Annotated in this window: 24 protein-coding genes; 13 read left to right on the top strand and 11 right to left on the bottom strand. The window is 71.7% G+C overall.

Annotation, left to right across the window (positions count from 1 at the left end):
• Together ACZ7CH_RS07525 and ACZ7CH_RS07520 are read left to right on the top strand one after the other, a co-directional pair.
• Entirely contained in the window at positions 1-678 is a 678-nt protein-coding gene (locus tag ACZ7CH_RS07525) for an HAD family hydrolase (protein WP_458433262.1), read from the top strand.
• Positions 675-3,023 carry a glycoside hydrolase family 65 protein gene (locus ACZ7CH_RS07520; protein ID WP_470373365.1) on the top strand — a complete coding sequence of 783 codons (2,349 nt, stop codon included), beginning with the start codon at positions 675-677 and terminating at the stop codon, positions 3,021-3,023. The genes ACZ7CH_RS07525 and ACZ7CH_RS07520 overlap by 4 nt, the downstream gene beginning before the upstream one ends.
• Here the strand turns inward: ACZ7CH_RS07520 and ACZ7CH_RS07515 are convergent.
• The 3 genes from ACZ7CH_RS07515 to ACZ7CH_RS07505 form a co-directional block, all read right to left on the bottom strand.
• Positions 3,020-3,355 (bottom strand): nuclear transport factor 2 family protein, encoded by a 336-nt coding sequence (locus ACZ7CH_RS07515; protein ID WP_360387423.1) that lies wholly within the window; start codon positions 3,353-3,355, stop codon positions 3,020-3,022. The two genes, ACZ7CH_RS07520 and ACZ7CH_RS07515, sit on opposite strands and share 4 nt — an antisense overlap.
• A gap of 1 nt (position 3,356) precedes the next feature.
• Positions 3,357-4,058: an SDR family NAD(P)-dependent oxidoreductase gene (locus tag ACZ7CH_RS07510; protein WP_360387421.1), complete on the bottom strand. Its 702-nt coding sequence runs from the start codon at positions 4,056-4,058 to the stop codon at positions 3,357-3,359.
• A gap of 141 nt (positions 4,059-4,199) precedes the next feature.
• Entirely contained in the window at positions 4,200-5,174 is a 975-nt protein-coding gene (locus ACZ7CH_RS07505; protein ID WP_360387419.1) for an alcohol dehydrogenase catalytic domain-containing protein, read from the bottom strand.
• Between the two features lie 82 nt (positions 5,175-5,256).
• Here ACZ7CH_RS07505 and ACZ7CH_RS07500 point away from each other — a divergent pair, with 82 nt between their 5' ends.
• From ACZ7CH_RS07500 to ACZ7CH_RS07485, 4 genes are all read left to right on the top strand, one after another.
• Positions 5,257-6,423, top strand: coding sequence for a beta-1,3-glucanase family protein (locus tag ACZ7CH_RS07500; protein WP_470373364.1), 1,167 nt, complete (start codon positions 5,257-5,259; stop codon positions 6,421-6,423).
• A gap of 82 nt (positions 6,424-6,505) precedes the next feature.
• Complete coding sequence (locus tag ACZ7CH_RS07495; RefSeq protein WP_470373363.1) at positions 6,506-7,177, top strand: response regulator transcription factor; 672 nt, start codon at positions 6,506-6,508, stop codon at positions 7,175-7,177.
• Positions 7,174-8,502, top strand: coding sequence for a HAMP domain-containing sensor histidine kinase (locus ACZ7CH_RS07490; RefSeq protein WP_470373362.1), 1,329 nt, complete (start codon positions 7,174-7,176; stop codon positions 8,500-8,502). The genes ACZ7CH_RS07495 and ACZ7CH_RS07490 overlap by 4 nt, the downstream gene beginning before the upstream one ends.
• 45 nt (positions 8,503-8,547) lie before the next feature.
• Positions 8,548-9,588, top strand: a complete 1,041-nt coding sequence (locus ACZ7CH_RS07485; RefSeq protein WP_470373361.1) for an NAD-dependent epimerase/dehydratase family protein — start codon at positions 8,548-8,550, stop codon at positions 9,586-9,588.
• Here the strand turns inward: ACZ7CH_RS07485 and ACZ7CH_RS07480 are convergent.
• On the bottom strand, positions 9,575-10,741 hold the full coding sequence (locus tag ACZ7CH_RS07480) for a hypothetical protein (protein WP_360387405.1): 1,167 nt from the start codon (positions 10,739-10,741) through the stop codon (positions 9,575-9,577). The two genes, ACZ7CH_RS07485 and ACZ7CH_RS07480, sit on opposite strands and share 14 nt — an antisense overlap.
• 123 nt (positions 10,742-10,864) lie before the next feature.
• Here ACZ7CH_RS07480 and ACZ7CH_RS07475 point away from each other — a divergent pair, with 123 nt between their 5' ends.
• Genes ACZ7CH_RS07475 through ACZ7CH_RS07460 form a run of 4 tightly spaced genes read left to right on the top strand, consistent with a single transcriptional unit; the run spans position 10,865 to position 13,795 of the window.
• A complete protein-coding gene (locus tag ACZ7CH_RS07475) occupies positions 10,865-11,503 on the top strand; it encodes a glycosyltransferase family 2 protein (protein ID WP_360387402.1) in 639 nt (212 codons plus the stop codon).
• Entirely contained in the window at positions 11,500-12,159 is a 660-nt protein-coding gene (locus ACZ7CH_RS07470; RefSeq protein WP_470373360.1) for a TIGR04282 family arsenosugar biosynthesis glycosyltransferase, read from the top strand. The genes ACZ7CH_RS07475 and ACZ7CH_RS07470 overlap by 4 nt, the downstream gene beginning before the upstream one ends.
• Positions 12,156-12,755: a methyltransferase gene (locus ACZ7CH_RS07465; RefSeq protein WP_470373359.1), complete on the top strand. Its 600-nt coding sequence runs from the start codon at positions 12,156-12,158 to the stop codon at positions 12,753-12,755. Before ACZ7CH_RS07470 ends, ACZ7CH_RS07465 begins: the two co-directional genes overlap by 4 nt.
• Entirely contained in the window at positions 12,752-13,795 is a 1,044-nt protein-coding gene (locus tag ACZ7CH_RS07460) for a molybdopterin-dependent oxidoreductase (protein WP_470368544.1), read from the top strand. The genes ACZ7CH_RS07465 and ACZ7CH_RS07460 overlap by 4 nt, the downstream gene beginning before the upstream one ends.
• A gap of 326 nt (positions 13,796-14,121) precedes the next feature.
• On the opposite strand, the gene ACZ7CH_RS07455 is transcribed toward ACZ7CH_RS07460, so the two are convergent.
• Positions 14,122-14,937 (bottom strand): ABC transporter permease, encoded by an 816-nt coding sequence (locus ACZ7CH_RS07455; protein WP_458433275.1) that lies wholly within the window; start codon positions 14,935-14,937, stop codon positions 14,122-14,124.
• Complete coding sequence (locus ACZ7CH_RS07450; protein ID WP_360387387.1) at positions 14,937-15,797, bottom strand: ABC transporter ATP-binding protein; 861 nt, start codon at positions 15,795-15,797, stop codon at positions 14,937-14,939. The genes ACZ7CH_RS07455 and ACZ7CH_RS07450 overlap by 1 nt, the downstream gene beginning before the upstream one ends.
• A 99-nt stretch (positions 15,798-15,896) precedes the next feature.
• Between ACZ7CH_RS07450 and ACZ7CH_RS07445 the strand changes: the two genes are divergently transcribed.
• Together ACZ7CH_RS07445 and ACZ7CH_RS07440 are read left to right on the top strand one after the other, a co-directional pair.
• On the top strand, positions 15,897-16,949 hold the full coding sequence (locus ACZ7CH_RS07445) for a sensor histidine kinase (RefSeq protein ID WP_360387384.1): 1,053 nt from the start codon (positions 15,897-15,899) through the stop codon (positions 16,947-16,949).
• Entirely contained in the window at positions 16,946-17,590 is a 645-nt protein-coding gene (locus ACZ7CH_RS07440) for a response regulator (RefSeq protein WP_470368547.1), read from the top strand. Before ACZ7CH_RS07445 ends, ACZ7CH_RS07440 begins: the two co-directional genes overlap by 4 nt.
• Before the next feature lie 100 nt (positions 17,591-17,690).
• Here the strand turns inward: ACZ7CH_RS07440 and ACZ7CH_RS07435 are convergent, their stop codons facing one another.
• Positions 17,691-18,137 carry an Lrp/AsnC family transcriptional regulator gene (locus tag ACZ7CH_RS07435; protein WP_360387378.1) on the bottom strand — a complete coding sequence of 149 codons (447 nt, stop codon included), beginning with the start codon at positions 18,135-18,137 and terminating at the stop codon, positions 17,691-17,693.
• Positions 18,134-19,255, bottom strand: a complete 1,122-nt coding sequence (locus tag ACZ7CH_RS07430; RefSeq protein WP_360387375.1) for a M24 family metallopeptidase — start codon at positions 19,253-19,255, stop codon at positions 18,134-18,136. The genes ACZ7CH_RS07435 and ACZ7CH_RS07430 overlap by 4 nt, the downstream gene beginning before the upstream one ends.
• Positions 19,256-19,283: 28 nt before the next feature.
• On the opposite strand from ACZ7CH_RS07430, the gene ACZ7CH_RS07425 reads away from it, so the two are divergent.
• Positions 19,284-20,228 (top strand): 5'-3' exonuclease, encoded by a 945-nt coding sequence (locus tag ACZ7CH_RS07425; protein WP_470368548.1) that lies wholly within the window; start codon positions 19,284-19,286, stop codon positions 20,226-20,228.
• Here the strand turns inward: ACZ7CH_RS07425 and ACZ7CH_RS07420 are convergent.
• The 3 genes from ACZ7CH_RS07420 to ACZ7CH_RS07410 form a co-directional block, all read right to left on the bottom strand.
• Positions 20,225-21,394 (bottom strand): GNAT family N-acetyltransferase, encoded by a 1,170-nt coding sequence (locus tag ACZ7CH_RS07420; protein ID WP_470373358.1) that lies wholly within the window; start codon positions 21,392-21,394, stop codon positions 20,225-20,227. The two genes, ACZ7CH_RS07425 and ACZ7CH_RS07420, sit on opposite strands and share 4 nt — an antisense overlap.
• A 132-nt stretch (positions 21,395-21,526) precedes the next feature.
• Positions 21,527-22,213 (bottom strand): DUF4333 domain-containing protein, encoded by a 687-nt coding sequence (locus tag ACZ7CH_RS07415; RefSeq protein ID WP_360387366.1) that lies wholly within the window; start codon positions 22,211-22,213, stop codon positions 21,527-21,529.
• A gap of 96 nt (positions 22,214-22,309) precedes the next feature.
• Complete coding sequence (locus tag ACZ7CH_RS07410; protein ID WP_360387363.1) at positions 22,310-25,057, bottom strand: DEAD/DEAH box helicase; 2,748 nt, start codon at positions 25,055-25,057, stop codon at positions 22,310-22,312.
• Positions 25,058-25,091 lie beyond the last annotated feature (34 nt).

Here is a 25,091-nt window from a genome sequence, read left to right as displayed (position 1 = left end):
ATGAGCCTCGGCATCCCGGACCGGATCACGGCGTTGCTGTTCGACCTCGACGGTGTGCTCACGAGCACCGCGGTCCTGCACCGCAAGGCGTGGCGGCAGACCTTCGAGGACATGGGTCAGCCGTTCAGCGAGCAGGACTACCTCTCCTACGTGGACGGCAAGCCGCGCTACGACGGCGTCAGGAGCTTCCTGGCCTCGCGCGGGCTCACGCCGCCGGAGGAGGAGGTCCGCCGCATCGGTGACCGCAAGAACGACCTGGTGAACCACATCATCGACGAGGAGGGCATCACGCCCTACCCCGGTTCGGTGCGCTACCTGCAGAAGGCGCGCGAGGCCGGGCTGCCGATCGGGGTGGTCACGTCCTCGGCGAACGCCATGCGCGTGCTGCGCTCGGGCAACCTGCTGGACTACGTCGACGCGCTGGTGGACGGCAACGTCATCGCGGCGGACAACCTGCGCGGCAAACCGGAACCCGACTCCTTCGTCGAGGGCGCGAAGAGGTTGAAGACGGCACCGGAGCACGCCGCCGTCTTCGAGGACGCGCTCGCCGGTGTCGCGGCCGGGCGCAAGGGCGGGTTCGGGTTCGTCGTCGGCGTCGACCGCGGCAACCAGCGCGACGCCCTGCGCGAACACGGTGCCGACCAGGTGGTCGACGAGCTCGACGAGCTGCTGTCATGAGCTACGCGATCGAACCGTGGCAGTTGCGCTGGCAGGGCCTCGCGGTCGACCAGCTGCACCGGACCGAGTCGACGTTCGCCCTGGCCAACGGGCACATCGGCTTCCGGGGCACCCTCGACGAGGGTGAGCCGCGCGGTCTGCCGGGCACCTACCTCAACGGCTTCTACGAGGAGCACCCGCTGCCCTACGGCGAGGGCGGCTACGGCTACCCGGAGGCGGGCCAGACGGTCGTCAACGTCACCGACGGCAAGATCATCCGGTTGCTGGTCGAGGACGAGCCGCTGGACATGCGCTACGGCACCGCGCTGGAGCACGAGCGGACGCTGGACTTCCGCTCCGGCACGCTGCGCCGCCGCACGGTGTGGGAGTCCCCGACCGGCCGGAGGGTGGTGGTGCGCAGCGAGCGGCTGGTGTCGTTCACGCAACGCGCGGTCGCCGCCATCCGCTACGAGGTCGAGCCGGTGGACGACGTGCAGCTCGTCGTGCAGTCCGACCTGCTGGTCAACGAGCCCATCGAGAAGCGCACCAACGACCCCCGCGTCGCGGCCGCGCTGAACGCACCGCTGGTCGCGGACTTCGTCACGGCCGAGAAGGCCAGGGCGGTGCTCTGCCACCACACCAGGGAGTCCGGGCTGCGGATGGCCGCGGCGATGGACCACGAGGTCGACGCGGGCGGTGTGGACCCGCGCACGGACATCCGCGCCGAGGACGACCTGGCCCGGTTCACCGTCGCGGTCGACGTGGCCGGGGGCAGCAGCCTCAAGCTCACCAAGTACCTCGGCTACGGCTGGTCGGCGCAGCGGTCGACGCCCTCGCTGCGGGCGCAGGTCGAGGCCGCGCTCGCCGGTGCGCTGCAGACCGGCTGGACCGGGCTGCTGGCCGAGCAGAGGGCGTTCCTGGACGACTTCTGGGAGGTCGCCGACATCGAGCTCGACGGTGACGACGAGCTGCAGCAGGCGATCCGGTTCTCGCTGTTCCACATCCTGCAGGCCGGTGCCCGCGGGGAGACCCGCGCGATCCCGGGGAAGGGGCTGACCGGTCCCGGCTACGACGGGCACGCGTTCTGGGACACCGAGACGTTCGTGCTGCCGGTGCTCACCTACACCGTCCCGGACGCGGCCCGCGACGCCCTGCGGTGGCGACACTCCACGCTGGACAAGGCCCGCGACCGCGCGAAGGTGCTGGGGCTCGGAGGTGCCGCGTTCCCGTGGCGGTCCATCAACGGTGCCGAGTGCAGCGCGTACTGGCCGGCGGGCACGGCCGCGTTCCACGTCTCCGGCGACGTCGCCTACGCCACCCAGCAGTACCTCAACGCGACGAACGACGAGGACTTCGACCGGGAGGAGGCCGTCGAGATCCTCACCGAGACCGCACGGCTGTGGACCTCGCTCGGCCACCACGACCCGCACGACGGGTTCCGCATCGACGGCGTCACCGGTCCGGACGAGTACTCGGCGATCGTGGACAACAACGTCTACACGAACCTGATCGCCCAGCAGAACCTGCGTGCCGCCGCCGACGCCGCCGAACGGCACCCGGACCGGGCGGGGGCGAGCGAGGAGGAGATCGCCGAGTGGCGCAGGGCCGCGGACAAGATGGCGCTGCCCTACGACGAGATGCTCCAGGTCCACCCGCAGGCGGACAACTTCACCAAGCACGCCGAGTGGGACTTCGAGGGCACGCCGCAGGAGAAGTACCCGCTGCTGCTGCACTACCCGTACTTCGACCTGTACCGCAAGCAGGTGGTGAAGCAGGCGGACCTCGTGCTGGCGATGCACCTGCGCGGTGACGCGTTCACCGCGGAGGAGAAGGCCCGCAACTTCGCCTACTACGAGGCGCGGACCGTGCGGGACTCATCGCTGTCGGCCGGGACGCAGGCGGTGATCGCGGCCGAGGTCGGGCACCTGGACCTGGCGTTCGACTACCTGGTCGAGGCCGCGTTCACCGACCTGCACGACCTGCACGACAACGTCCACAACGGACTGCACATGGCCTCGCTGGCCGGTGCGTGGATGGCGCTGGTGGCTGGGTTCGGCGGCATGCGCGACCACGGCGGTGAATTGACGTTCGCACCGCGGATGCCCGCCGCGCTGCGCCGGTTCTCGTTCCGGATGTCGTTCCGGGGCACCAGGATCGGGGTCGAGGTGACCGAGACGGAGGCGACCTACCGGATCGTCGACGGCACCGAGCTGACGACGAGGCACCACGGGGAGCGGATCACGATCACCGAGGGCAACCCGGTGACGATGCCGCTCCCGCCGGCGCCGGAGCTGGAACGGCCGAAGGGCCCGTACGGCCGGGAGCCGCGCAGGGCGGCTCCCGGACAGCCGGGCACGGAGCGCTAGGGCAGTGGGGAGACCTGGTAGTGCGTGATCAGGTCTCCCCGCACCAGCACGCTCAGGTTCACCGCGACCGCCGGCCGGTCGGCGAACGAGAAGTCGACCGCGAGATAGCCGAGCGTCAGGTTCTCCGCCAGTTCTCGCGTTTCGAGGACCTCGTACTCGGCTTTCAGGCCGATCGGCTGGGAGTCGTAGTAGGCGGCGACCGCCTCACGTCCCACCCCGTAGGGCTTGAGGCCCTGGAAGATCGCGTCCTCGGTGAACAGCTCCGCCACGCGCTGCGGTTCGTGCGCGTCCACGGCGGCCTTCCACCGGTCCATGACGTCGATGAGGGCCATGTCAGTGCCCCGCGCTCTGACCGCCGTCGACGTGCAGGACCTCGCCGGTGACGAACCCGGCCTGTTCGAGGAACAGCACCGCGTCGACCACCTCGTCGACCTCGCCGATCCGCTTGACCGGGTGCAGCGAGGCCAGCGCCTCGTGGGTCTCCGGGGCGTGCATCGGCGTGCGGATGATGCCGAGCGCGACCGTGTTGAAGCGGATGTCGCGGGTGGCGTACTCGACCGCGAGCGACCTGGTGACGGCGTTGATGCCACCCTTGGTCAGCGACGCGAGTGCCGACGGCACGGCGGAAAGAGCGTGGTCGACCAGGGCGGTCGACACGTTCAGGACGTGCCCGCCGGTGGTTTCCATAGCGCTCACCGCGCTGCGCGTGATGTCGAAGAACCCGCGCAGGTTCGTGCCGAGCACGGTCTCGTAGTCCTCGTCGGTGTACTCGGTGAACGGCTTGGCGACGAAGACGCCCGCGTTGTTCACCAGGGTGTCGACGCGGCCGAACCGCGCCAGCGCTTCCCCGACGACCCGCGCGCCCTCCCCGGGTACCGCGAGGTCGGCGCGCACGGCCAGCACCTCGGGGTCGTCGGAGGCCTCGACGGACCGCGACACCGCGACCACCGAGTAGCCGAGCTTGCGATAAGCGGTCACCAACGCCGCACCGATTCCCTGCGACGCGCCCGTGATCACTGCGACCTTGCCGGTCATGTCCTCGCCCTTTCGCAGCGTGAGTGGAACTGACCAGCACAACAGCGGTTCCCGGCGGGCAATTTCGGCTTGGTGCGACCTGTTCCCTCTTGCCTGAGAGGCTCAGCCTACGAGCGTTCCGCGACGGTGGCGGAGTTGTTCTCAGTCCAGCTCCAGCACCACCTTGACGTCGCCGGGGCGTGACTCGAAGGCCTCCGCGCAGGACTCCAGCGGCACCCGCCTGGTGATCATCGCCGAGAGCCAGGCGTCGTCCGCCCGGTCGAGCACCGCGGAGGCCTCGCGGTAGTGCCGGACGTTCGAGTTGACCGTCCCGAACGTGATCCCGTTGCGCAGCACCAGGTCCCGGTTCGCCTGACCGAGGTCGACCGGTACCACCTCGGTCGAGGGCACCCCGGTCAGGCACACCAGCCGCCGTCCGAGCAACTGCGCCACCAGCTGCGGCGCACCGGTCGCCTCGATCACGACCTCGTGGTCGGGCAGCGTCCGGTGGTAGGTGGCGCCCAGCGACTCGACGAGGTCCGGCTTCGGGCCGTCCGAGGCGACGTCGAACACGTGCACGTCCAGCCCGCGCTGCACGCCGATCATGGCCGCCAGCAGCCCGATCGGACCGGCACCGGTGACCAGCACGCTGTCGAAGTCGAAGAACGCGAACCGCTCCAGCCGCTCCCACGCCTTGACCACCACCGACGCGGGTTCGAGCAGCACACCGGCCCGTGAGCTGACACCGACGGCGTACTGCGCCGGCACCGTCCACAAAGTAGCGCCGTAGCCGTCGATGCCGGTGATCCCGCGCTCGGTGTACCGGCCGTTGAGGCACATGTCGAACTCCCCGCGCGCACAGGGCGCGCACGGCACCGGGTCCGGCCTGCGCACCACGCCCACGACCAGCGAGCCGGGCGCGAAGCCGGGACCGCTGATCACCCTGCCCAGCGACTCGTGCCCGATCACCAGTTCGCCACCGGTGCCGAACTCGCCGCGGACGATCTCGCGGTCGGTCCCGCAGATCCCGATCGCCAGACCCTCGACCAGCAGCTCGTCCGGTCCCGGCACCGGGTCGGGGAGTTCGGTCAGCGACAGGGAGCCGGCTCGTGCGGGATCTACCGTGAGTGCGCGCATGAGATCCATTCTTGACATGCCGACCCGATCGCGCTGACCATGGGAGCGCTCTCACGCAACCCTGTCTGTGAGGAGATAGTCGATGCGCAAGCTCCTGCTGCTGGCGACATCGGCCCTGGTCGGGCTGACAACGTTGTCTGCACCTGCTCAAGCCGCTCCACCGAGCCTGCTCCCGCTCACCGTCCAGAACACCTCCGGTCGCGGCGACGCCGTGCACCTGTACGTGTTCGGCGAGATGGGCGGCCGGCTCGGGTACGTGAACGCGAACGGCCAGTTCACGGCCTGGTCCGGCGGGAGCATCCCGCCCTCGCCCGCGCCGGACGTCTCGATCCCCGGCCCCGCCAACGGGGCCAGCAAGACCCTGCAGATCCCGCTCAACCTCGCGGGCGGCCGGCTCTACATGTCCTTCCGCGACAAGCTCAAGTTCTCGCTGGTGCCGGGCGGCCTCGTGCAGCCGGCGCCGTGGGCGGCGGGTGACCCGAACCGCGACATCCTGTTCGACTGGAGCGAGTTCACCTACAACGGCGGCGGGCTGTGGCTCAACAGCTCGCAGGTGGACATGTTCAGCGTCCCGCACGCGGTCGAGGCGACCTCGCAGGCCGGCGCGACCAAGCGCACCGGCGTGCTGGTCAGCGGCGGCCGCAACCGGATCTTCGACCAGCACCAGCAGATGGGCGGTGACTGGTCGCGGTTGGTCCACACGCGGTCGGACGGCACCCGGCTGCGCGTGCTGAACCCGAGCAAGGGCCTCGACGCGGGCCTGTTCTCCAGCTCCTACTACGCGGGCTACGTCAGCAGCGCCTGGTCGACGTACCAGAACACGCCGCTGACCGTGGTGCCGTACCGGAACGAGCCGAACCGGAAGTTCACCGGCCGCACCAGCGGCGGGGTCCTGCGGTTCACGAACACCGCCGGCCAGCAGGTGGCGTCGTTCGAGCAGCCCTCGACGCGGGACGTCCTCAACTGCGACGGCCGGCTCGCCGCGCCCAACAACGACGTCGGCGCGATCTCCCGGTCGCTGTGCGCCGCGCTCAACCGCTCGACGCTCGGGTACCTGCACACCCAGCCGACCTACGACGCCGCCGAGTTCTACACCCGCGCGACGGCCAACCACTTCTCGAAGATCGTGCACCGGAACATGGTCGACGGGAAGGCCTACGGGTTCGCCTTCGACGACGTCGGCGCGTTCGAGTCGCTCGTTCACGAACCGAACCCGCGATCGGCCAAAATCACCCTGACAGCATTTTAAACCAAAGCTTTCTTGCTTTTGATCGACTTTCACTCCACTGTGTGAGGCGCCGTCGCCGCGGCTCTCACACAGTGGAGTCGTCGTGTGCGTACGGGTCCTGCTGGTCGAAGACGACGAGCGAATCCGCCAGGCGTTGCGCCTTGCGCTGGGAGACGAGGGATTCACCGTCGACGAGGCGTGTTCCGGCGAGGTGGCGTTGCGGCGCCTGGAATCCGAGTCGTTCGACGTGGTGCTGGTCGACCTGACCCTGCCCGGGGTGGACGGGCTGGAGGTCGTGCGCACCCTCCGCGGGCGCGGTGACCTGCCGATAATCGTCGTCACCGCGCGGACGGACGCCTGCGACGTGGTCGCCGGACTGGAGGCGGGCGCCGACGACTACGTGACGAAACCGTTGATGGGCGGCGTTCTCGCGGCCCGCATCCGCGCGTTGTTGCGGCGCCGCGGACCGGGGCGCGACACAGTTCGGGTGGGCGATCTGGAAATCCGTCCGCAGGAAGGTCTCGTGCACCGGGCGGGGGAACGCGTTCACCTCACGAGAACGGAATTCCGGCTGCTGCTGGAACTCGCTGGTGCGGCCGGCCGAATCGTCACCAGGGAACAGCTGCTGCACCGGGTGTGGGGATATGACTACTTCGGCGACACCCGCTTGCTCGACGTGCACATAAGGCGGTTGCGGCGCAAGGTCGAGGCGACCCCGGACGACCCGGCCCTGGTGCTCACGGTGCGCGGCGCCGGGTACCGGCTCCGTTCGTGAGGCTCACGCTGCGGTGGCGGGTGGCGCTGGCGTTCGGCTTCGGGCTGCTCGCGGTCACGAGCGTGCTCGCGTTCGCCACCTGGAACCTCGCCTGCGGCTACATGATGCGCCAGCGCGAGGCCTCCGCGACCCGCCAGGCCGAGGTGAACGTGCGGCTGGTCGAGCGCTCGCTCGCCTCCCCCGGCCTCGACGAGCTGCTGACCGGGCTCACCACCGGCCCCGACTCGACGATCCTGGTGATCACGCCGGGCGGTCTGGTGACCGCGGGCCGGCCGGTCGACCCCGGCCTGCTGCCGGTCGGGCTGGTGCGGCACCCGCCCGGTGGCGGGCGGATCACCGTGGACGGCCAGCCGATGCTCGCCGTGGTCCGCCCGGTCGCGGGCAACGCCGTGTACGTGGAGCTGTTCGGGCTGGAGCAGCTCGACCGCGCGTCCCGGTTCCTCAGCGCGGTGCTGATCGGCGGCACGGTCGCCTCGGCGCTGCTGGGGGCGGCGCTGGGGTCGTGGGCGTCGAAGCGGGCGCTCCGGCCGCTGGCGGAGCTCAGTTCGGCCGCGGGGCGGATCGCCGGTGGCGACCTCGGTGCCCGGTTGCCGGTGCGGGACGACCCGGACCTCGCGGCGCTGGCGGCGAAGTTCAACTCGACGGCGCACGCGCTGGAGCAGCGGGCGTTGCGGGACGCCCGGTTCGCCTCCGACGTGTCGCACGAGCTGCGGTCGCCGCTCACGACGATGGTGAACGCCGGTGCGGTGCTGCGACGGCGGCGCGAGCACCTGCCGGGCACGGCCGGGACGGCGCTGGAGCTGCTGACCTCGGAGGTGGACCGGTTCGCCCGGATGGTGGTGGACCTGCTGGAGATCTCGCGGGCCGACCAGACCGACGACCCGCGGCACGAGGAGATCGCGCTCGACGCGCTGGTGCGCAACGTGGCCGCGACGCGGGCCCCGGTGCCGGTGGAGCTCGAACCGGCGGTCGTGCTGGGTGACCGGCGGCGGCTCGACCGGGTGCTGACCAACCTGCTGGACAACGCGGACCGGCACGCGGGCGGAGCGGTGCTGGTGTCGGTGCGGCGGCACGGCGGGCACGTCCGGCTCGCCGTGGAGGACGAGGGGCCCGGTGTGCCGGAGCCGTTGCGCGAGCAGGTGTTCGAACGGTTCGCGCGAGGTGTGATGGCGGGCAGCAGGGGTGACGACACCGGCAGCGGGCTGGGGCTCGCGCTGGTCCGCGAGCACGTGCACCGGCTGGGCGGGCGGGTGTGGGTGGAGGACCGCGTGCCGGTCGGTGCGCGGTTCGTGGTGGAGCTGGTCTTACGGAGTTCTGACGGCTGACCGTTCGGGGCCGCCCGGACCCCCTGGCGGCCCTACCGTCGACACATGCGAGTACTGATCACCGGCGGGGCCGGGTTCATCGGGTCGCACGTCGCCGACGAGCTCACCTCCCAGGGCCACGACTGCGTCCTGCTGGACGCCCTGCTGCCCGAAGCGCACGGAGCCGCACCGGTGCTGGACCACGAGCTGGTCGTCGGCGACGTCGCCGACCCGGACGTGCTGCGACCACTGCTGTCCACAGTGGACGCGGTCTGCCACCAGGCCGCGATGGTCGGGCACGGGGTCGACCCGTTCGACGCGCCCTCCTACGCCCGGCACAACGACCTGGGCACGGCGGTGCTGCTGGCCGAGATGCACCGGGCCGGGGTGTCGCGGCTGGTGCTGGCGTCGTCGATGGTCGTCTACGGCGAGGGCCGGTACCGCTGCCTGACGCACGGGATCGTGCGCGGGGAGCGGTCGCCCGCCGACCTCGCCGCAGGCCGGTACGAGCCGAGGTGCGCCTGCGGTGACTTCCTGGTGCCCGAGCTGGTGCCGGAGGACGCGCCGCTGGACCCGCGCAGCACGTACGCGGCGACCAAGCTGGCCCAGGAGCACCTGGCGGCGGCGTGGGCGCGGCAGACCGGCGGCAGCGTGTGGGCGTTGCGCTACCACAACGTCTACGGCCCGCGGATGCCGCGCGACACCCCCTACGCCGGGGTGGCGTCGATCTTCCGGTCCGCGCTGCAGAACGGCCGCGCGCCGCGGGTGATGGAGGACGGCCGGCAGCGCAGGGACTTCGTGCACGTGACCGACGTGGCACGGGCGAACGTGCTGGCGCTCTCGTCGGCACGGCCGGGGTTCGAGGCCGTGAACGTCTGCTCGGGCACCATGCACACGATCGGCGACCTGGCGTTCGCGCTGGCCGACGCGTGCGACGGACCCGCCCCGCAGATCGTCGGTGGTGCCCGGCCCGGCGACGTGCGGCACGTCGTCGCCTCACCCGCGAAGGCGGCCGACGTGCTGGGGTTCGAGGCGTCCGTGCGGTTCGAGGACGGGGTGCGGGCGTTCGCTGCGGACCCGTTGCGGGCGGCGGTCACCAGTTCGTGAGCACGAGGTGGTTCACCGCGAGGGCCGTCAACGCCTGCGCGGTGAGCCACCTCCTGCGGTGGTCCAGCCTGGCCGCGCCGACCATGAGCCAGACGGCGAACGGCAGCCAGATGCGTTCGGTCTCGGCCTTGCTCAGCCCGGACAGGTCGGCGGCCAGGACCGCGATGCCGGCGGCGACGACCCACCTGTCCCTGCGCAGCCCCTGGATGCCGGCGGGGCCGAGCACGAGTGCGAGCGCGGCCAGGTTCGCCCAGACCCAGTACCAGTACGGCCGGACGTCGCCGATGCCCTGGTAGTAGCGGAGCTTGACGAGCTCGTAGCCGTCGAGCCACCAGAACCCGGCGAGCGCGAACGCCGCCACGACCGCGAGTGCGCCCGCGACCGCCCAGCCGATCCTGCGCCCTGCCGCCACGATCGCCAGCGGGGCGAGCAGCACCAGGCCGTAGGACAGGAACACGCACCAGCCGAGCACGACCCCGCCGAGCAGCGGCCACCGGGTGAGCAGGTAGAGGCCGACCGCGGCGACGCCCATGAACATGCCGTCCGCGGACGCGCCGACCCACACCGCACCGGGGAACAGCACGAGGTACGGCAGCACCGCGGTGTCGCCGAGGGCCTTGGGGATCGCGACGACGGCGAGCGAGCCGACGAGGACGCAGAAGAGGGAGGCGGCCGCTCCCCCGCCGAGCCCGATGCGGTCCAGCGCGACGAACGTGAGCAACGCGCCCGGTGGGTGGCCGGAGACGTGCGTGGTCCACGAGTCGGGCTGGAAGTCGGGGATGCGGTGGGCGAACTCGCGCACCATCGCCGGGACGTCCGTGATCTGGGGAACCTCGTGCAGGTACTCGTCCTCGGTGGTGAGCCGGGTGGTGAAGTGGTCCCAGCCGTCGACCATGGCCAGCGAGAGGGTGAACGCCACCGACGTCGCGTAGGCGATCGGGAGGGCGTGCCGGTGCCGGGCCAGCTCGGGTCCCTTCGCCACCACGAGGAAGGCGAGGAGGACCGCGGCGGGCGTGCCGGGTCCGACGTGGGGCCGCCAGTCGCCGAAGAGCGGCGCGGCGGAGGCGAAGAGCAGACCGGGGTGGTTCAGGTTGACCAGCAGTCCGGTGACGACGGCGGCGACGACGAGCAACCCGGCGACGAGGAGGCGCACCGCTCCCAACCTAGGGGGTCCCGGGCGGTGTCCGCCAAGGGCGCAAGACAACCGTAAGAACTCCTCCGCGCGTCACAATTCCGTAAGCACCACAACACTTTCCGCCGGTCCAGGATGGACCGCATGGATGTCGTCCTGCCCTGCCTCGACGAGGCCGCCGCACTGCCCGCCGTGCTGAGCTCCCTGCCTCCCGGACACCGCGCGATCGTCGTGGACAACGGCTCCGGTGACGGGTCTCCCGCCGTGGCCCGCGAGCTCGGCGCCCTGGTCGTGCACGAGCCCCGCCGCGGTTACGGGGCCGCCGTGCACACCGGGCTGCTGGCCGCCACCTCCGACCTCGTCGCGTTCGCCGACTGCGACGGCTCGCTGGACCTCGCCGAACTGCCGGCGATGGCCGCCCTGCTGCCGTCCTGCGATCTCGTCGTCGGCCGCCGGGTACCGGTGTCGGCGGGCGTGTGGCCGTGGCACGCCCGCGCCGGCAACGCCGTGATCGCCTCCCTGCTGCGCCGCCGCGGCCTCGCCGTGCACGACATCGCACCCCTGCGGGTGGTCAGGCGGGAAGCGTTGCTGGCGCTGGACGTGCGGGACCGCGCGTTCGGCTACCCACTGGAGCTCCTGGTCCGCGCGGCCGCCGCCGGGTGGCGGGTGCGCGAGGTCGACGTCGCCTACCGGCCGCGCGCCGCGGGGACGCGGTCGAAGGTGTCCGGCTCGGTGCGCGGCACGCTGCGGGCTGCGCGGGACATGGCGGGGGTGCTGCGATGAGGTTCTGCCTGCTGGTCATGGCGAAGTCCCCGGTGCCCGGCCAGGTCAAGACGCGCCTGTGCCCGCCGCTGACGCCCGAGCAGGCCGCGGAGGTGGCAGCGGCGGCGTTGCTCGACACGATCGACGCGGCCCTGGCGACTCCCGGCGCGGTGCCGGTGGTGGCGCTGGCCGGGGTGGTGCGGCGGGAGGACGTGCGGGACGCCCTGGGCGGGTGCGTGGTGGTCCCGCAACGCGGCCGGAGCTTCAACGAGAGGTTGGTGAACGCGCACGCGGACGTCGCGCGGTTCGAGCTGCCGGTGCTGCAGATCGGCATGGACACACCGCAGGTGACGCCGTCGTTGCTGGCGTCCGCGGCGGAGTTCGACGAGGCGGCGCTCGGATTCGCGCTCGACGGCGGCTGGTGGGCGCTGGGGTTGCGGGACCCGCTGCGGGCCTCGGTCCTGCTGGACGTGCCGATGTCACGGGACGACACCGGGGCGCGGACGCTGGAAGCGTTGCGGGGGATGAAGGTCGGCGCGCTGCCGCCGTTGTCCGATGTGGACACCGTGGCGGACGCGCTGACGGTGGCGGCGCAGGTGCCGGGGTCGCGGTTCGCGCGGGTCCTGGGGCGTCTCGGCGCGGCGTCGGCCTCGCGCGGCGCGGTGGTGGCGCGATGATGTTCGACCAGGCCCTCGACGGCCACCCCGGCTGGCTCGACCTGGCAGGCACCGCCCCGCGCCCGCTGCCGGTCGCCCGCTGGCACGCCGACGCGGACGACGGCGACGACGTCCTGCTCGACGCGTGCACCGGGCCCACCCTCGACGTCGGCTGCGGCCCCGGCCGGCTCGTCGCGGCACTGCTCGCGCGCAACGTCCAGGCGCTCGGCGTCGACGTGTCGCCCGTGGCCGTCCGGCGCACCACCGACCGCGGCGGTCTCGCCCTGCGGCGCGACGTGTTCGACCTGCTGCCCGGCGAGGGCCGCTGGCAGCACGTGCTGCTCGCCGACGGCAACATCGGCATCGGCGGCGACCCGGCCGCGCTCCTGCGGCGGGTCCGGCAGTTGCTGCGGACCGGCGGAACCGTCGTCGCCGAGGTCGAGACGCCCGGTTCCGGCCTCGCGCGGGGGCAGGCGCGGGTGCGGGCCGGCGGCGAGCCCGACCCGTGGTTCCCGTGGGCGTGGAGCGACGCCGACTCGGTGCCCGCGGACGGGTTCTTCCGGTTGTGGCACCGGGAACGGGCCGGCCGCTGGTTCGCCTGCTGGGAGCGGCTGTGAGGACCCCCGCCTTCCGGTCGCCCGCGCACCACACCGGTGTCACCAGCCGCGTCGGCACGTGGCTGGGCATCACGTTCGGCCTGTGCTTCGTCACCGGTCTGCTCAGCCACGGCGTGCAGCACGACTGGCCGTGGCCGACCCGCCCGGTCGACCTCTACCGGGTCACGCAGGGCGTGCACGTGCTGTCCGGCGTGGCCTCGATCCCGTTGCTGCTGGCCAAGCTGTGGTCGGTGTACCCGAAGCTGTTCGAGCGGCCGCTGGTCGCATCCGTGCCGCACGCGCTGGAGCGCGGCTCGATCCTCGTGCTGGTCGCGGCGTCGTTCTTCGAGGTCGTCACCGGGTTGTTCAACGCGGCGCAGAACTACCCGTGGTCGTTCTACTTCCCGGCCGCCCACTACGCGGTGGCGTGGATCGTGATCGGCTCGCTGCTCGTGCACATCGCGGTGAAGATTCCTCTCATCCGGCGTTCGCTCGAACCCGCTTCCGAGCACAGGACCGTCTTGTCCCGCCGGGCTTTCCTGCGCACGACCGCGCTCACCACCGGTGTCGCCGTGGTCGCGACAGCGGGTGTCACGGTGCCGTGGCTGCGCAAGGTCTCCGTGCTGGCTTGGCGTTCCGACGGCACGCTGCCGGTGAACCGGACCGCGCGGGCCGCGAACATCGTGGTGCCACCGGACTGGAAGCTCGAAGTCGGTGACCGCGCCTACTCGCTCGCCGAGCTGCGGGCCATGCCGCAGACCACCGTCGAGCTGCCCATCGCGTGTGTGGAGGGCTGGAGCCAGACCGCGACCTGGACCGGTGTCCGGGTGCGCGACCTGATCAGCGGCGGTGACGTCCGCGTCGAGTCGCTGGAGGAAGACGGGCTCTACCGGGCGACGACGCTGCCGGAGGCGTTCGCGCGGGACCCGCTGACCCTCCTCGCGTTGCGGCTCGACGGCGAGGAGCTCAGCCCCGACCACGGGTTCCCGTGCCGGCTCATCGCGCCCAACCGGCCGGGCGTGCTGCAGACCAAGTGGGTCACGTCCCTGGAGGTCCGGTGAGGACCGCGCTCGCCCTCGCCGGCATCGGACTCGGCGCGTGGGGTGCGTGGCTGCTGCTCCCCCAGGTCACCGCGGAGCTGCTCGCGTGGCTCGGCGGCGGTGTCGTGCTGCACGACCTCGTGATCGCCCCGCTGGTCGGTGCGTCCGGTCTCGTCGTCAAGCGCGCGTCGGTCGGCATCGGCCTGACGGTCTCCGGTGTGGTGCTGCTGATCGCGGTCCCGGTGCTGTGGCGGGAGCACAGCGGGCCGGTGAACCCGGGGCTGCACGACCGCGACTACCCCCTCGGAGTCGCGGTCGTGCTGGGCCTGGTCTGGGCGGCGGTGGCGCTACACGAGGTCTCGGCGCACCTTCAGCAGCGTTGCCGTGCCCGCGAAGAACACGACGTAGCCGGCGAGGAGCAGCGCGGCGGTGGGTCCGCCCAGGTCGGTCAGCACGCCGGGGGCACCGGTGCCGCCGACCGCACCGGCCAGGTTGCCGGCCGAGCCGCCGGGCAGGACCTCGGTCAGGTCGCCGACCGGGCCGAGCAGCGACCCGACGCCGCGCAGCAGGTTCTCGACGACGATCGCCCACATCAGCCCGAGCCCGACGGCCAGCGCGGGTCCCCTGGTGAGCACGCCGAGGAACACGCCGAAGGCCGTCCACATCGCGGCGATCAGCAGTGACGCGCCCAGCGCCTCCAGGGCACCGGTGCCCGGCAGGTTCCAGTCCCAGCCCTCCAGCGACGCCACGGTGACGGCCGCGCCGAGGTCGACGACGAACGTCAGCGCCACCAGGACGACCACGACGATCCCCAGCGCGCCCAGGGTGCCCGCCATCGCGGACACCCGGCGCGGACCGGCGGTCAGCGTGGTCTTCCAGGTGCCCCAGCCGTACCCGGAGCCGACCGCGAGCGCCGCCAGCACCAGGATGATCGCGCCGCCGAACATCGGCAGGCCGCGCACGACGGCGGCACCGACGTTCTCCGGCTGCATCGCGCTGACCAGCTGCTGCTGGGTGAGGTCGCGGGTGGTGGAGCCGCCGTTGAGGGCGAGGTAGTTGAACACGTAGCCGAACGTCAACGTCAGCACCAGCCAGAGGCCGACCAGCACCCACGTCGCCGGCCACTTCCACAGCCGCAGCAGCTCCGCCTTCACGCTGCCCATCACGCCGCTCCCGTCATCTCGAAGAAGACCTCTTCCAACGTCCGGCGCAGCGGCCGGACCTCCTGCACGTCCACGTCGGCGTGCACGAGCGCGCGCACCAGCGCCCCGGCGTCCGGCTCCCGCACGTGCAGCACGTCGCCGCGCAGCTCGCTGCCCTCGATGAGCACGTGCGCCTTCTCGATCGGGTCGGCCTTGACCAGCAGCACGCTGTCGCCGCGCAGCTGCTCGACCGTGCTCTCGGCGACGAGCTTGCCGTTCGCGATCACGCCGACCCGGTCGCAGATCTCCTCGACCTCGCCGAGCAGGTGGCTCGACAGCAGCACGGTCTGGCCCTGCGCGGACAGCGCGCGCACCAGGTCGCGCATGTCGGCCATGCCCGCCGGGTCCAGGCCGTTGGTGGGCTCGTCGAGGACCAGCAGTTCCGGCCGGCCGAGCAGGGCCGCGGCGACGCCGAGCCGTTGTTTCATGCCCAGCGAGTAGCGGCGGAACTTCTCGTTCGCGGCCGTGGTGAGGTCGACCTGGTCGAGTGCGGCCTCGACGTCGGCCCGGCTGGCTCCCCGGCGGGCCGCGTGCACCCGCAGGTTGTCGCGGCCGGACAGGTACGGGTAGAAACCCGGCCCCTCGATCAGCGACCCCACCTTCAGCAACGCCGCCGGGTCGCCCGGTGGCCGCCCGAGCACGGTCGCGGTGCCGCTCGTCGGCCGCACCAGGCCCAGCAGCATGCGGATCGTGGTCGTCTTGCCCGCGCCGTTGGGGCCGAGGAACCCGTAGACCTCGCCCCGCCGCACGGACAGACCGACCTCGTCCACCACGGCGCGGTCGCCGTAGCGCTTCGTCAGCTTCTCCGTCGTCACGATCATGCGGCCAAGCCTGTGCCTGGCAGAGACTCCGGTCGTCCGCTCCGGAGCGGCAGGAAGATACGCACATCTGCGTACGTCCCCGGTCGTATCGTCGGCGGCATGCGCATCAAGTGGCAGGACATCGCGCTGACCGCGGCGCTGGTGTTCTTCGGACTGGGCGGCACGCGGTTCGCCGCGCGGTGGCAGACCGGCTCGTTCGAGGTGGACGTCCTCGCGTACGTGCTGATCACCGTCGCGGCCGCCGGTCTGCTGCTCCGCTCGACCCGTCCGCTGTGGACGGTGGGGATCACCACCGCGGCCATCACGGCGTACCTGGCGATGGGGTACCCGTTCGGGCCGGTGCTGGTGAGCGGGGTCGCCGCGATGTACGCGGTGGCGGTGTACGCGCGGATCGAACTGGCCGCCGCGAGCGTCCTGGTGTACGCGCTGGCGATCCTGCCGTGGTGGAACGACTCGGTGACGTCGTGGATCACCTGGTCGGCGGGCTGGATCCTGCTGCCCGCCGCGGCCGGTGTGCTGATGCGGCTGCGCCGGCGGTCCGCTGTGGACGTTCGCGAGCGGGCCGTGATCTCGGAACGGCTGCGCCTGGCCCAGGAGGTGCACGACGTCGTGGGCCACGGCCTGTCGGTGATCGCGATGCAGGCCGGGGTGGCGCTGTACGTGCTGGACAGGGACCCGGTGAAGGCCCGCGCGTCGCTGGAGGCGATCCGCGCCACCTCGAAGGAGGCGCTGGAGGGCCTGCGGTCCGAACTGGACACCCTGCGCGGCTCGGCACCGTTGCGGCCCACCACCTCGCTGGCCGACCTGCCGGCGCTCGCGTCCCGGATGCGCGAGGCGGGCCTGGAGGTGTCGGTGGAGGCCGACGGGGTCGCCGTGCCCGGCACCTACGAGCTGGCCGCGTACCGGATCGTGCAGGAGTCGCTGACGAACGTGCTGCGGCACGCCTCCCCCGGCGTCACGGCCGCGGTGAAGGTGTACGAGGCGCGCGGTGTGCTCGTGGTCGAGGTGAGCGACACCGGCACGCCGGGACCGGTCGAGGAGGGCCACGGCATCACCGGAATGCGGTCGCGGGCCGAGGCGCTGGGTGGCACGCTGGAGATCCGCACGACGCACGGCTTCACGGTCGTCGCACGGATACCGTTGCCCGCATGATTCGCGTGGTGGTGGCCGACGACCAGGCCTTGGTGCGGATGGGGTTGCGGACGCTCATCGAGACCGAGGACGGCGTCCAGCTCGTCGGCGAGGCCGCGGACGGCCGCGAGGCGCTGGGGCTGATCCGGTCGCTCAAGCCGGACGTGGTGTTCCTCGACATCCGCATGCCGCTGATGGACGGCCTGGAGGTGCTGCGCCGTGTCTCCTCCGACCCCGCACTGGCCGAGGTCAAGATCGTCATGCTCACGACGTTCGACCTCGACGAGTACGTGTTCGAGGCGCTGCGCACCGGCGCGTCCGGGTTCCTCGTGAAGGACTCCGACCCCGCCGACCTGCTGCGCGCCGTGCACGTGGTCGCCGACGGCGGCTCGCTGCTGTCCCCGTCGGTCACGCGCAGGGTGATCGACCGGTTCGCCTCGGGCGCGAGCGCGCGACCCGTGCCGCACCTGGACAAGCTGACCGACCGCGAACGCGAGATCATGCGGCACGTCGCGTCCGGGGCGTCCAACGACGAGATCGCGGCTGTGCTGGTGATCTCCCCCGCAACGGTGCGCACGCACGTGTCGCGGGCGATGGTGAAGCTGGGGGCCCGTGACCGGGCCCAGCTCGTCGTGTTCGCCGTGCAGTCCGGCCTGACTTGAGCAGATTTCCAGCTGTTGTGCCTGTGACGCCCCAAGTCCCCGCCCCCTGCTTTGCCGGCGTCTGCAAGGAGGGGGCGGGCAAGGCTTCCGGCCCAAGTGCTCAGACGGCCGGTGGGCGGTCCTCGTACGGAGTGGACAGCACGACCGTCGTGCGGGTCGACACGTTCGCCGACTCGCGGATCTTCTGCAGCAGCTCCTCCAGCGCCACCGGCGAGGCCACCCGGACGCGCAGGACGTACGAGGCGTCCCCCGCGACCGAGTAGCAGGCCTCGATCTCCGGCAGGTGCTCCAGCCGCCTCGGGTAGTCGTCCGGCTCGGAGGGGTTGATCGGGAAGAGCGAGATGAACGCGGACATCGGCAACCCGACCTCCGCGCCGTCCAGCCGGGCCGCGTAGCCCTTCACGATGCCGCGCTGCTCCAGCCGCTTCACCCGCTGGTGCACCGCCGACACGCTCAGGCCGACGCGTTCGGCCAGGTCGGTGAAGCTGCAACGGCCGTCGGCCGCGAGCTCCTTCAGGATCGCTCTGTCGATCTGCTCGAGGGTCAAAGCACCACCAGCTCGTGAGGTCGGTTGTTGAAGGACTCCACGCCGTCCTCCGTCGCGACGACGATGTCCTCGATGCGGGCACCCCAGCGGCCGGGCAGGTAGATGCCGGGCTCGACGCTGAAGGCCATGCCCGCTTCGAGCGGCAGCGCGTTGCCGCTGACGATGTAGGGCTCCTCGTGCACGTCCAGGCCGATGCCGTGGCCGGTGCGGTGCACGAAGTACTCGCCGAAGCCCGCGTCGGTGATGACCTGGCGGGCCACGTCGTCGATCTGCTCGCAGGTCACACCCGGCTTGACCGCCTCGACGGCGGCCTTCTGCGCGGCCTGGAGGACGGCGTAGGTGTCCCACACGTCGTCGTGCTTCGGCTCACCCATGACGTACGTGCGGGTGGAGTCGGAGTTGTAGCCCTCGGCGACCGGGCCGCCGATGTCGATGACCACGACCTCGCCCGCTTCAATCACGCGGTCGGAGTCGCGGTGGTGCGGTGACGCGCCGTTCGGGCCGGAGCCGACGATCACGAAGTCCGCGACCGTGTGGCCCTCCTCCACGATGGCGGCGGCGATGTCCTTGGCCACCTCGCGCTCGGTGCGGCCGACGCGCAGGAACTCGCCCATGCGCGCATGCACCCGGTCGATCGCCTGACCGGCCTTGCGCAGCGCGGCGACCTCGCTCGCGTCCTTGCGCATGCGCAGCTCGCGGATGATCGGGCCGGCCAGCGACTGGGGCCCGCCGATGGCGTTGCCGAGCTTGATGGTGTGCAGGGCGGGCATCATGTCCGCCACGGCCGTGCGGTTGCCCTTGACCGCGGCCTTGACCAGCGCGTACGGGTCCTCGCCGTCGACCCAGGTGACGACCTCGACGCCGAGCTCGTCGGTCGGGATGCCCGCGTAGCCGGGCTGCTCCAGCTTCGGCACCACGAGCGTGGGCGTGCCGTCGACCGGCAGCGCGAGGCACGTGAGCCGCTCGAACGAGTCGCCACCGGCACCGATCAGGTACCGCAGGTCCGAGCCGGGCGAGATGAGGAGGGCGTCCACGCCCGCCTGCCGCGCGGCGGCGGAAGCGCGGTCGAGCCGCGCACGCAGCGCGGACACGTCGATGGGCCCGGTGATCGTTGCCATGGGCCGAAGCCTAGTAGCTTGTCGGGTTGTGAGCTCTCCCCTGGTGCTGCTCGACTCCGCGAGCCTCTACTTCCGGTCGTTCTACGCGCTGCCGGACTCGATGACCGCGCCCGACGGCACGCCGGTGAACGCCGTGCGCGGCTTCGTCGACACGATCGCCCGTGTCATCACCGACCGCGGCGCCGCCCGCCTGGTCGCGTGCCTGGACGCCGACTGGCGCCCGGAGTTCCGGGTGAAGGCGCTGCCCTCCTACAAGGCCCACCGCGTCGCTTCCGATGCCGGCGACGGGTCCGAGGAGGTGCCGGACATCCTCACGCCGCAGATCCCGATCATCCTCGACGTGCTGGACGCGGCCGGCATCTGCACCGGCGAGGCCACTGGCTACGAGGCCGACGACGTGATCGGCGCCCTCGCGCACCACGAGAAGAAGTCACCCGTCGAGGTCGTCACGGGCGACCGCGACATGTTCCAGGTCGTGCGTTCCGAACCGACGCCCGTGCACGTGCTGTACGTGGGCCGCGGCTGGAACAAGGTCGAGGTTCTCGGCCCCGAGGAGCTGGCCGCCAAGTACTCGCTGCCGGTCGAGAACGCCGGCTCCGCCTACGCCGACATGGCCGTGCTGCGCGGCGACCCCTCCGACGGCCTGCCGGGCGTGGCGGGCATCGGCGAGAAGACCGCGGCGAAGCTCATCACCGAGTTCGGCTCGCTCGACGCCGTCCTGAAGGCCGTGGCCGACCCGATGGACCGCAAGCTCACCACCAAGGCCCGCAACGCCCTGATCGCCGCCGAGGAGTACCTGGCGGCGGCACCGGTGGTCGTGCGCACGGCCCTGGACGCACCGGTGGTGCTGGACCGGTCCGACGAGGTGCCGCGGGTGCCCGCCGACCCCGAGCGGTTGCGGGAGCTGACGCAGCGCTGGGGCCTCGGCTCGTCGGTGCCGCGCCTGGTGAACGCGATGGAGCGGCGCGCCTAGAAGAACGTGCCGCAGTACGGGGCCCGCGCGACGGCGAACAGCGCGTCGGCCTCGGCCAGCTTCGTCCCGGTGAGCCAGCCCGTCGCGGCGAGCTGCGAGAACGTCGTGTCCCCGAAGTAGCACGCCCCCAGCAGGTCGACCGGCACCGTGACGTCCGCGGCCACGTCGACCCGCTCCACGCCGTCGGGCGTCACCCGGTAGCGGCCGTCGTTGGCGGGCAGCAGCCTGTCCCGCACCTCGACGACCACCGGGTCGGCGTGGCCGTACGTGCGGACGGCGAGCATGCGCGGCACGTCGGTCAGCCGCAGCCAGACCTCGTCGAACACGTCCTTGGTCCGCACCACGCGCGGGTCCTCGAACAGCCACGTCACCGGCTCGTCGAGCGGCACCTCGCACTCGATGTGGTCGACCAGGTCCAGCCGTGCCGCGTAGCGCCACAGGTCGCGCCACGCCGCGGGGGTGGCCGCCACGAAGTCGTGGATGGACAGCCGGTGCTTGAACTCCTCCTCCGTCTTCACGACGTAGGTCAGGAAACCGTCGTCACCGCCGGGTCCGGTGTGGACGACGGTGACCGAGTTCTCCGCGTCGCCCTTGCGGTCGCGGGCACGGGCCCACCAGCCGGTCCAGCGGCCGATCTGGCCGGGGCGGGTGAGGCCGAGGGTGGCGTGCAGCTCGGGCAGCAGCTCGTCGGCGGTGTCCTGGTCGAGCATCCGCACGCGACCGGTCGGCGTGCCGGGGACGACGGCTTTCCGCGCGTCGATCTCGACGAGGCGGACGCGACCGGCCAGGCCGTAGCCGAAGCGGCCGTAGATGCGTCCCTCGGAGGCGCGCAGGGTGGCGACGGGGTCGGGCAGCGTGGCGAGTTGTTCGCGCATCAACGCCGTCAGCACGCCACGGCGCGTGTGGTCGGCACGCACGCCCACGCGTGACACGGCGGCATGCGGGACCACGGCGCCGCCGGGCACCACGAGAGAGGAGCCGAACGACTGCGTGGTGCCGACCATCTCGTCACCGTCGAACGCGGCGAGCACGCGACCGGGCTCGTAGGACGCCTTGATGACCTCCCACTGCTCGTCGGTGGGCGGGCCCCAGTGCATGGCGCGGCGGAACACGCCGCTGTGGGTGCGGAACTGCGCTTCGTCGGTGAGCACACGGATCTCGGTCACGACCGCGATCGTGACCCAGCACGACCGCGGACGCACCTCAGTTTCCGCACCGGCCGCCGTGAACGCGGACCAACGCGAAGAAGACCTTCCCCCGGCAACGCCGTGGGAAGGTCTTCCGGAAACTTCCGCAGGTCAGCCGGTGGGCTGGCCGACCTCGTACTCGCCGTCCTCGGTCTTGACGACGATCTTGACCTTCTTGTCCTTGCCGCCGACCTGCACCTTGCACTCGAACGAGGTGTTGGGCTTGACCTCGTTCTCACCCGAGCAGGTCGCGCTGCCGACGTCGGAGATCTTGTACTCGTCCTTGAGGATCTGGACGATGCCGTTCTGCACCGAGGTGTTGTCGAAGACCTTCTTCTTGAAGAACGCCGGCGACACGAACCCGGTGAACAGCACACCGCCGACGATCAGCACGACGACGACCGCCGCGACCCAGATGGCCGCGCTGGACTTCTTCTTCTGCTGCACCGGCGGGCCGTAACCCGGCTGCTGGCCGTACGGGTTGGGCTGCTGACCGTACTGCTGCGCCTGCTGGCCGTACGGGTCCTGCGCCGGGTTGCCGTAGGGGTTCGACTGCGGGGCCCCCTGCGGCACGCCGTACTGCTGCGTCTGCTGCTGCGACGGGTCGAACCCGGGGTACGGCTGCTGCGGCTGGCCCTGCTGGGGCTGCTGCGGCTGGCCGTACGGGTTCTGAGCCGGGAAGCCGCCGGACGGGGTGCCGGGAGGGAAACCGCCACCGTAGGGCTGCTGCGGCTGCTGCGGCTGGCCCCAGGGCTGCTGCGGATCGTTCCCTCCGGACGGTCCGTACGGGCTGCTCATCTGTCGACCTCCGTGTGTACGACGTTGCGGCGCGATCCAACCACACCGTTGTGGTCAGTCTTCACTCCGACTCGCAAAACCTTTGTCAGGCGAACGTCACATCATCGCCACGACACCGCGCCGCAGCGCGTCGACCGCCTTCGAGGCGGCCGCCCCGACCGGGTCGCCCTTGCCGGACACGTCGCGGATCTGGTCGAGCAGGTCGATGACCTGCCGGCACCAGCGCACGAAGTCACCGGCGCCGAGCTCGTTGCCGCCCGCCTCCGCGGCGCTCAGCACCTTCTCCAGCGACTCGCCGCGCGCCCACCGGTACACCGGCCACGCGAAGCCGGGGTCCGGCTGGCGGGTGATGCGTTCGAGCTTGAGGCGGCGCTCGTCGTCCTCGATCTCCGCCCACAGCCGCACGGTCTTGAGCATCGCGTCCGCGACCGGGCCCTGCGGCAGCCGGGCCTCGACCGGACCGTCCCGCCGCGCCTCGTAGACCAGCGACGACACCACCGCCGCCAGCTCCTCTGGCTTGAGACCCTTCCACAGACCGTGGCGCAGGCACTCGGCGGCCAGCAGGTCCGACTCGCTGTAGAGCCTGGTCAGGCGCTTGCCGGCGGCCGTGACCTCGTCGACCTCGCTGAGGTAGCCGCGCTCGCGCAGCAACGCCCTGATCCGGTCGAACTGGCGGGCCAGCGAGTGCGTGGTCGCCGCGACCTTGCGCTCCAGCTGCTCGGTCTCGGCCAGCAGCCGGTGGTAGCGCTCCCCCCACCGGGCGTGGTCCTCGCGCTGGTCGCAGCCGTGGCACGGGTGCGCGCGCAGGGCCCGGCGCAGCGTCGCGAGCTCGGGGTCGTCGTCCGCGGTGGTCTTGCGGCGGCCGCGCGAGGGCACCGTGATGCCCGTGTTGCGGATCGTCGCGGCCAGGTCGCGCCGCGACTTCGGCGACCGCACGTCCACCTGCCTGGGCAGCCTCACGTGCCCCAGCACCTCGACCGGTGCCGGGAAGTCCGCCGACGTGAGCCGGCCCGACCAGCGGTCCTCGGTGACGACCAGCGGCCGCGCCTCGCCCAGCGGCTCGATGCCGGGGTCGATGACGACCGCGAGACCGGACCTGCGCCCCGACGGCACCGCGATCACATCGCCCTTGCGCAACGTCTCCAGCGACTTCGCCGTCTCGATCCGCCGCGCGTTCGTGTTCTGCTTCGCGAGCTGCTTCTCCCGGTCCGCGACCCGCCTGCGCAGCCCCGCGTACTCCGCGAAGTCGCCCAGGTGGCACGTCATGGACTCCGAGTAGCCCGCCAGCGCCTCCTTGTTGCGCTCGATCCGCCGCGCCAGGCCCACCACCGAGCGGTCGGCCTGGAACTGCGCGAACGACTGCTCCAGGATCTCGCGCGCGGCCGAGGCGCCTAGCTGCGACACCAGGTTGACGGCCATGTTGTAGCCGGGCCGGAACGACGAGCGCAGCGGGTACGTGCGCGTGGAGGCGAGCCCGCCGACCGCCTTCGGGTCGATGCCCGGCTGCCACACGACGACCGCGTGGCCCTCGACGTCGATGCCGCGGCGGCCCGCCCGGCCGGTCAGCTGCGTGTACTCGCCCGGCGTGAGGTCGACGTGCGCCTCGCCGTTGTACTTCACCAGCTTCTCGAGCACGACCGTGCGCGCCGGCATGTTGATGCCCAGCGCCAGCGTCTCGGTGGCGAACACGACCTTCACCAGGCCGCGGACGAACAGCTCCTCGACGGTCTCCTTGAACGCGGGCAGCAACCCGGCGTGGTGCGACGCGATGCCCCGCTCCAGCGCCTCCCGCCACTCCCAGAACCCGAGCACCATCAGGTCGGCCTCTGGCAGGTCGCGGGTCTTCTCGTCGATGATCCGGCGGACCTCCTCGGTCTCCTCCGGCGTGTTGAGCCGCAACCCGGCCCGCGCGGTCTGCGCGACCGCCGCGTCACACCCGGCCCGGCTGAACACGAACACGATCGCGGGCAGCAGGCTCGCGTTGTCGAGCCGTTGGATCATGTCGATGCGCGAGGGCGGCTTGAACCCGCTGCCGCGCGCCGGCCTGCCGGGACCACCGCCGCCACCGCGGTTGCGGCCGCGGCTGAACGGCACGTGGTAGCGCGCCAGCTCCTCGGTCTTGCGCAGCACCTGCGAGTTGATCCGCGCGTGCGTCTCGTCGCCCTCGAACAGGTCGAGCATCTGGTTGCCCACCAGCATGTGCTGCCACAGCGGCACCGGCCGGTGCTCGTCGACCACCACCGCCGTGTCGCCGCGCACCTCGACCAGCCACTCGCCGAACTCCTCGGCGTTGCTGACCGTCGCGGACAGGCCGACCACCTGCACGTGCTCCGGCAGGTGCAGGATGACCTCCTCCCACACCGGGCCGCGGAACCGGTCGGCGAGGTAGTGCACCTCGTCCATCACCACGTACGCGAGGCCGTCCAGAGTGGACGAACCCGAGTACAGCATGTTCCGCAGCACCTCCGTGGTCATCACCACGATCGGCGCGCCACCGTTGATGCTCGTGTCGCCCGTCAGCAGGCCGATGTTCTTCGCGCCGTAGCGCGCCGTGAGGTCGGCGAACTTCTGGTTCGACAGCGCCTTGATCGGGGTGGTGTAGAAGCACTTGCGGCCCTCGGTCAGCGCGAGGTGCACCGCGAACTCGCCCACGACGGTCTTGCCGGCACCGGTCGGGGCGCAGACGAGCACTCCGTGACCGTCCTCGAGGGCCTCGCAGGCCTGGCGCTGGAACGGGTCCAGCTCGAAGGAGATGACGGAGCCGAAGTCGGTCAGCTTGGGCCGCTGAGCGTTACGCCGTGACTGGGCGTAGGCCTCGGCCGGGGACCGCGAAGCACGTGACACCCCTCCAGGCTGTCACACACCACCGACAATTGCC

The organism is Lentzea sp. NPDC037011, assembly GCF_055607425.1.
This window is presented reverse-complemented; position numbering and strand designations above follow the sequence as displayed.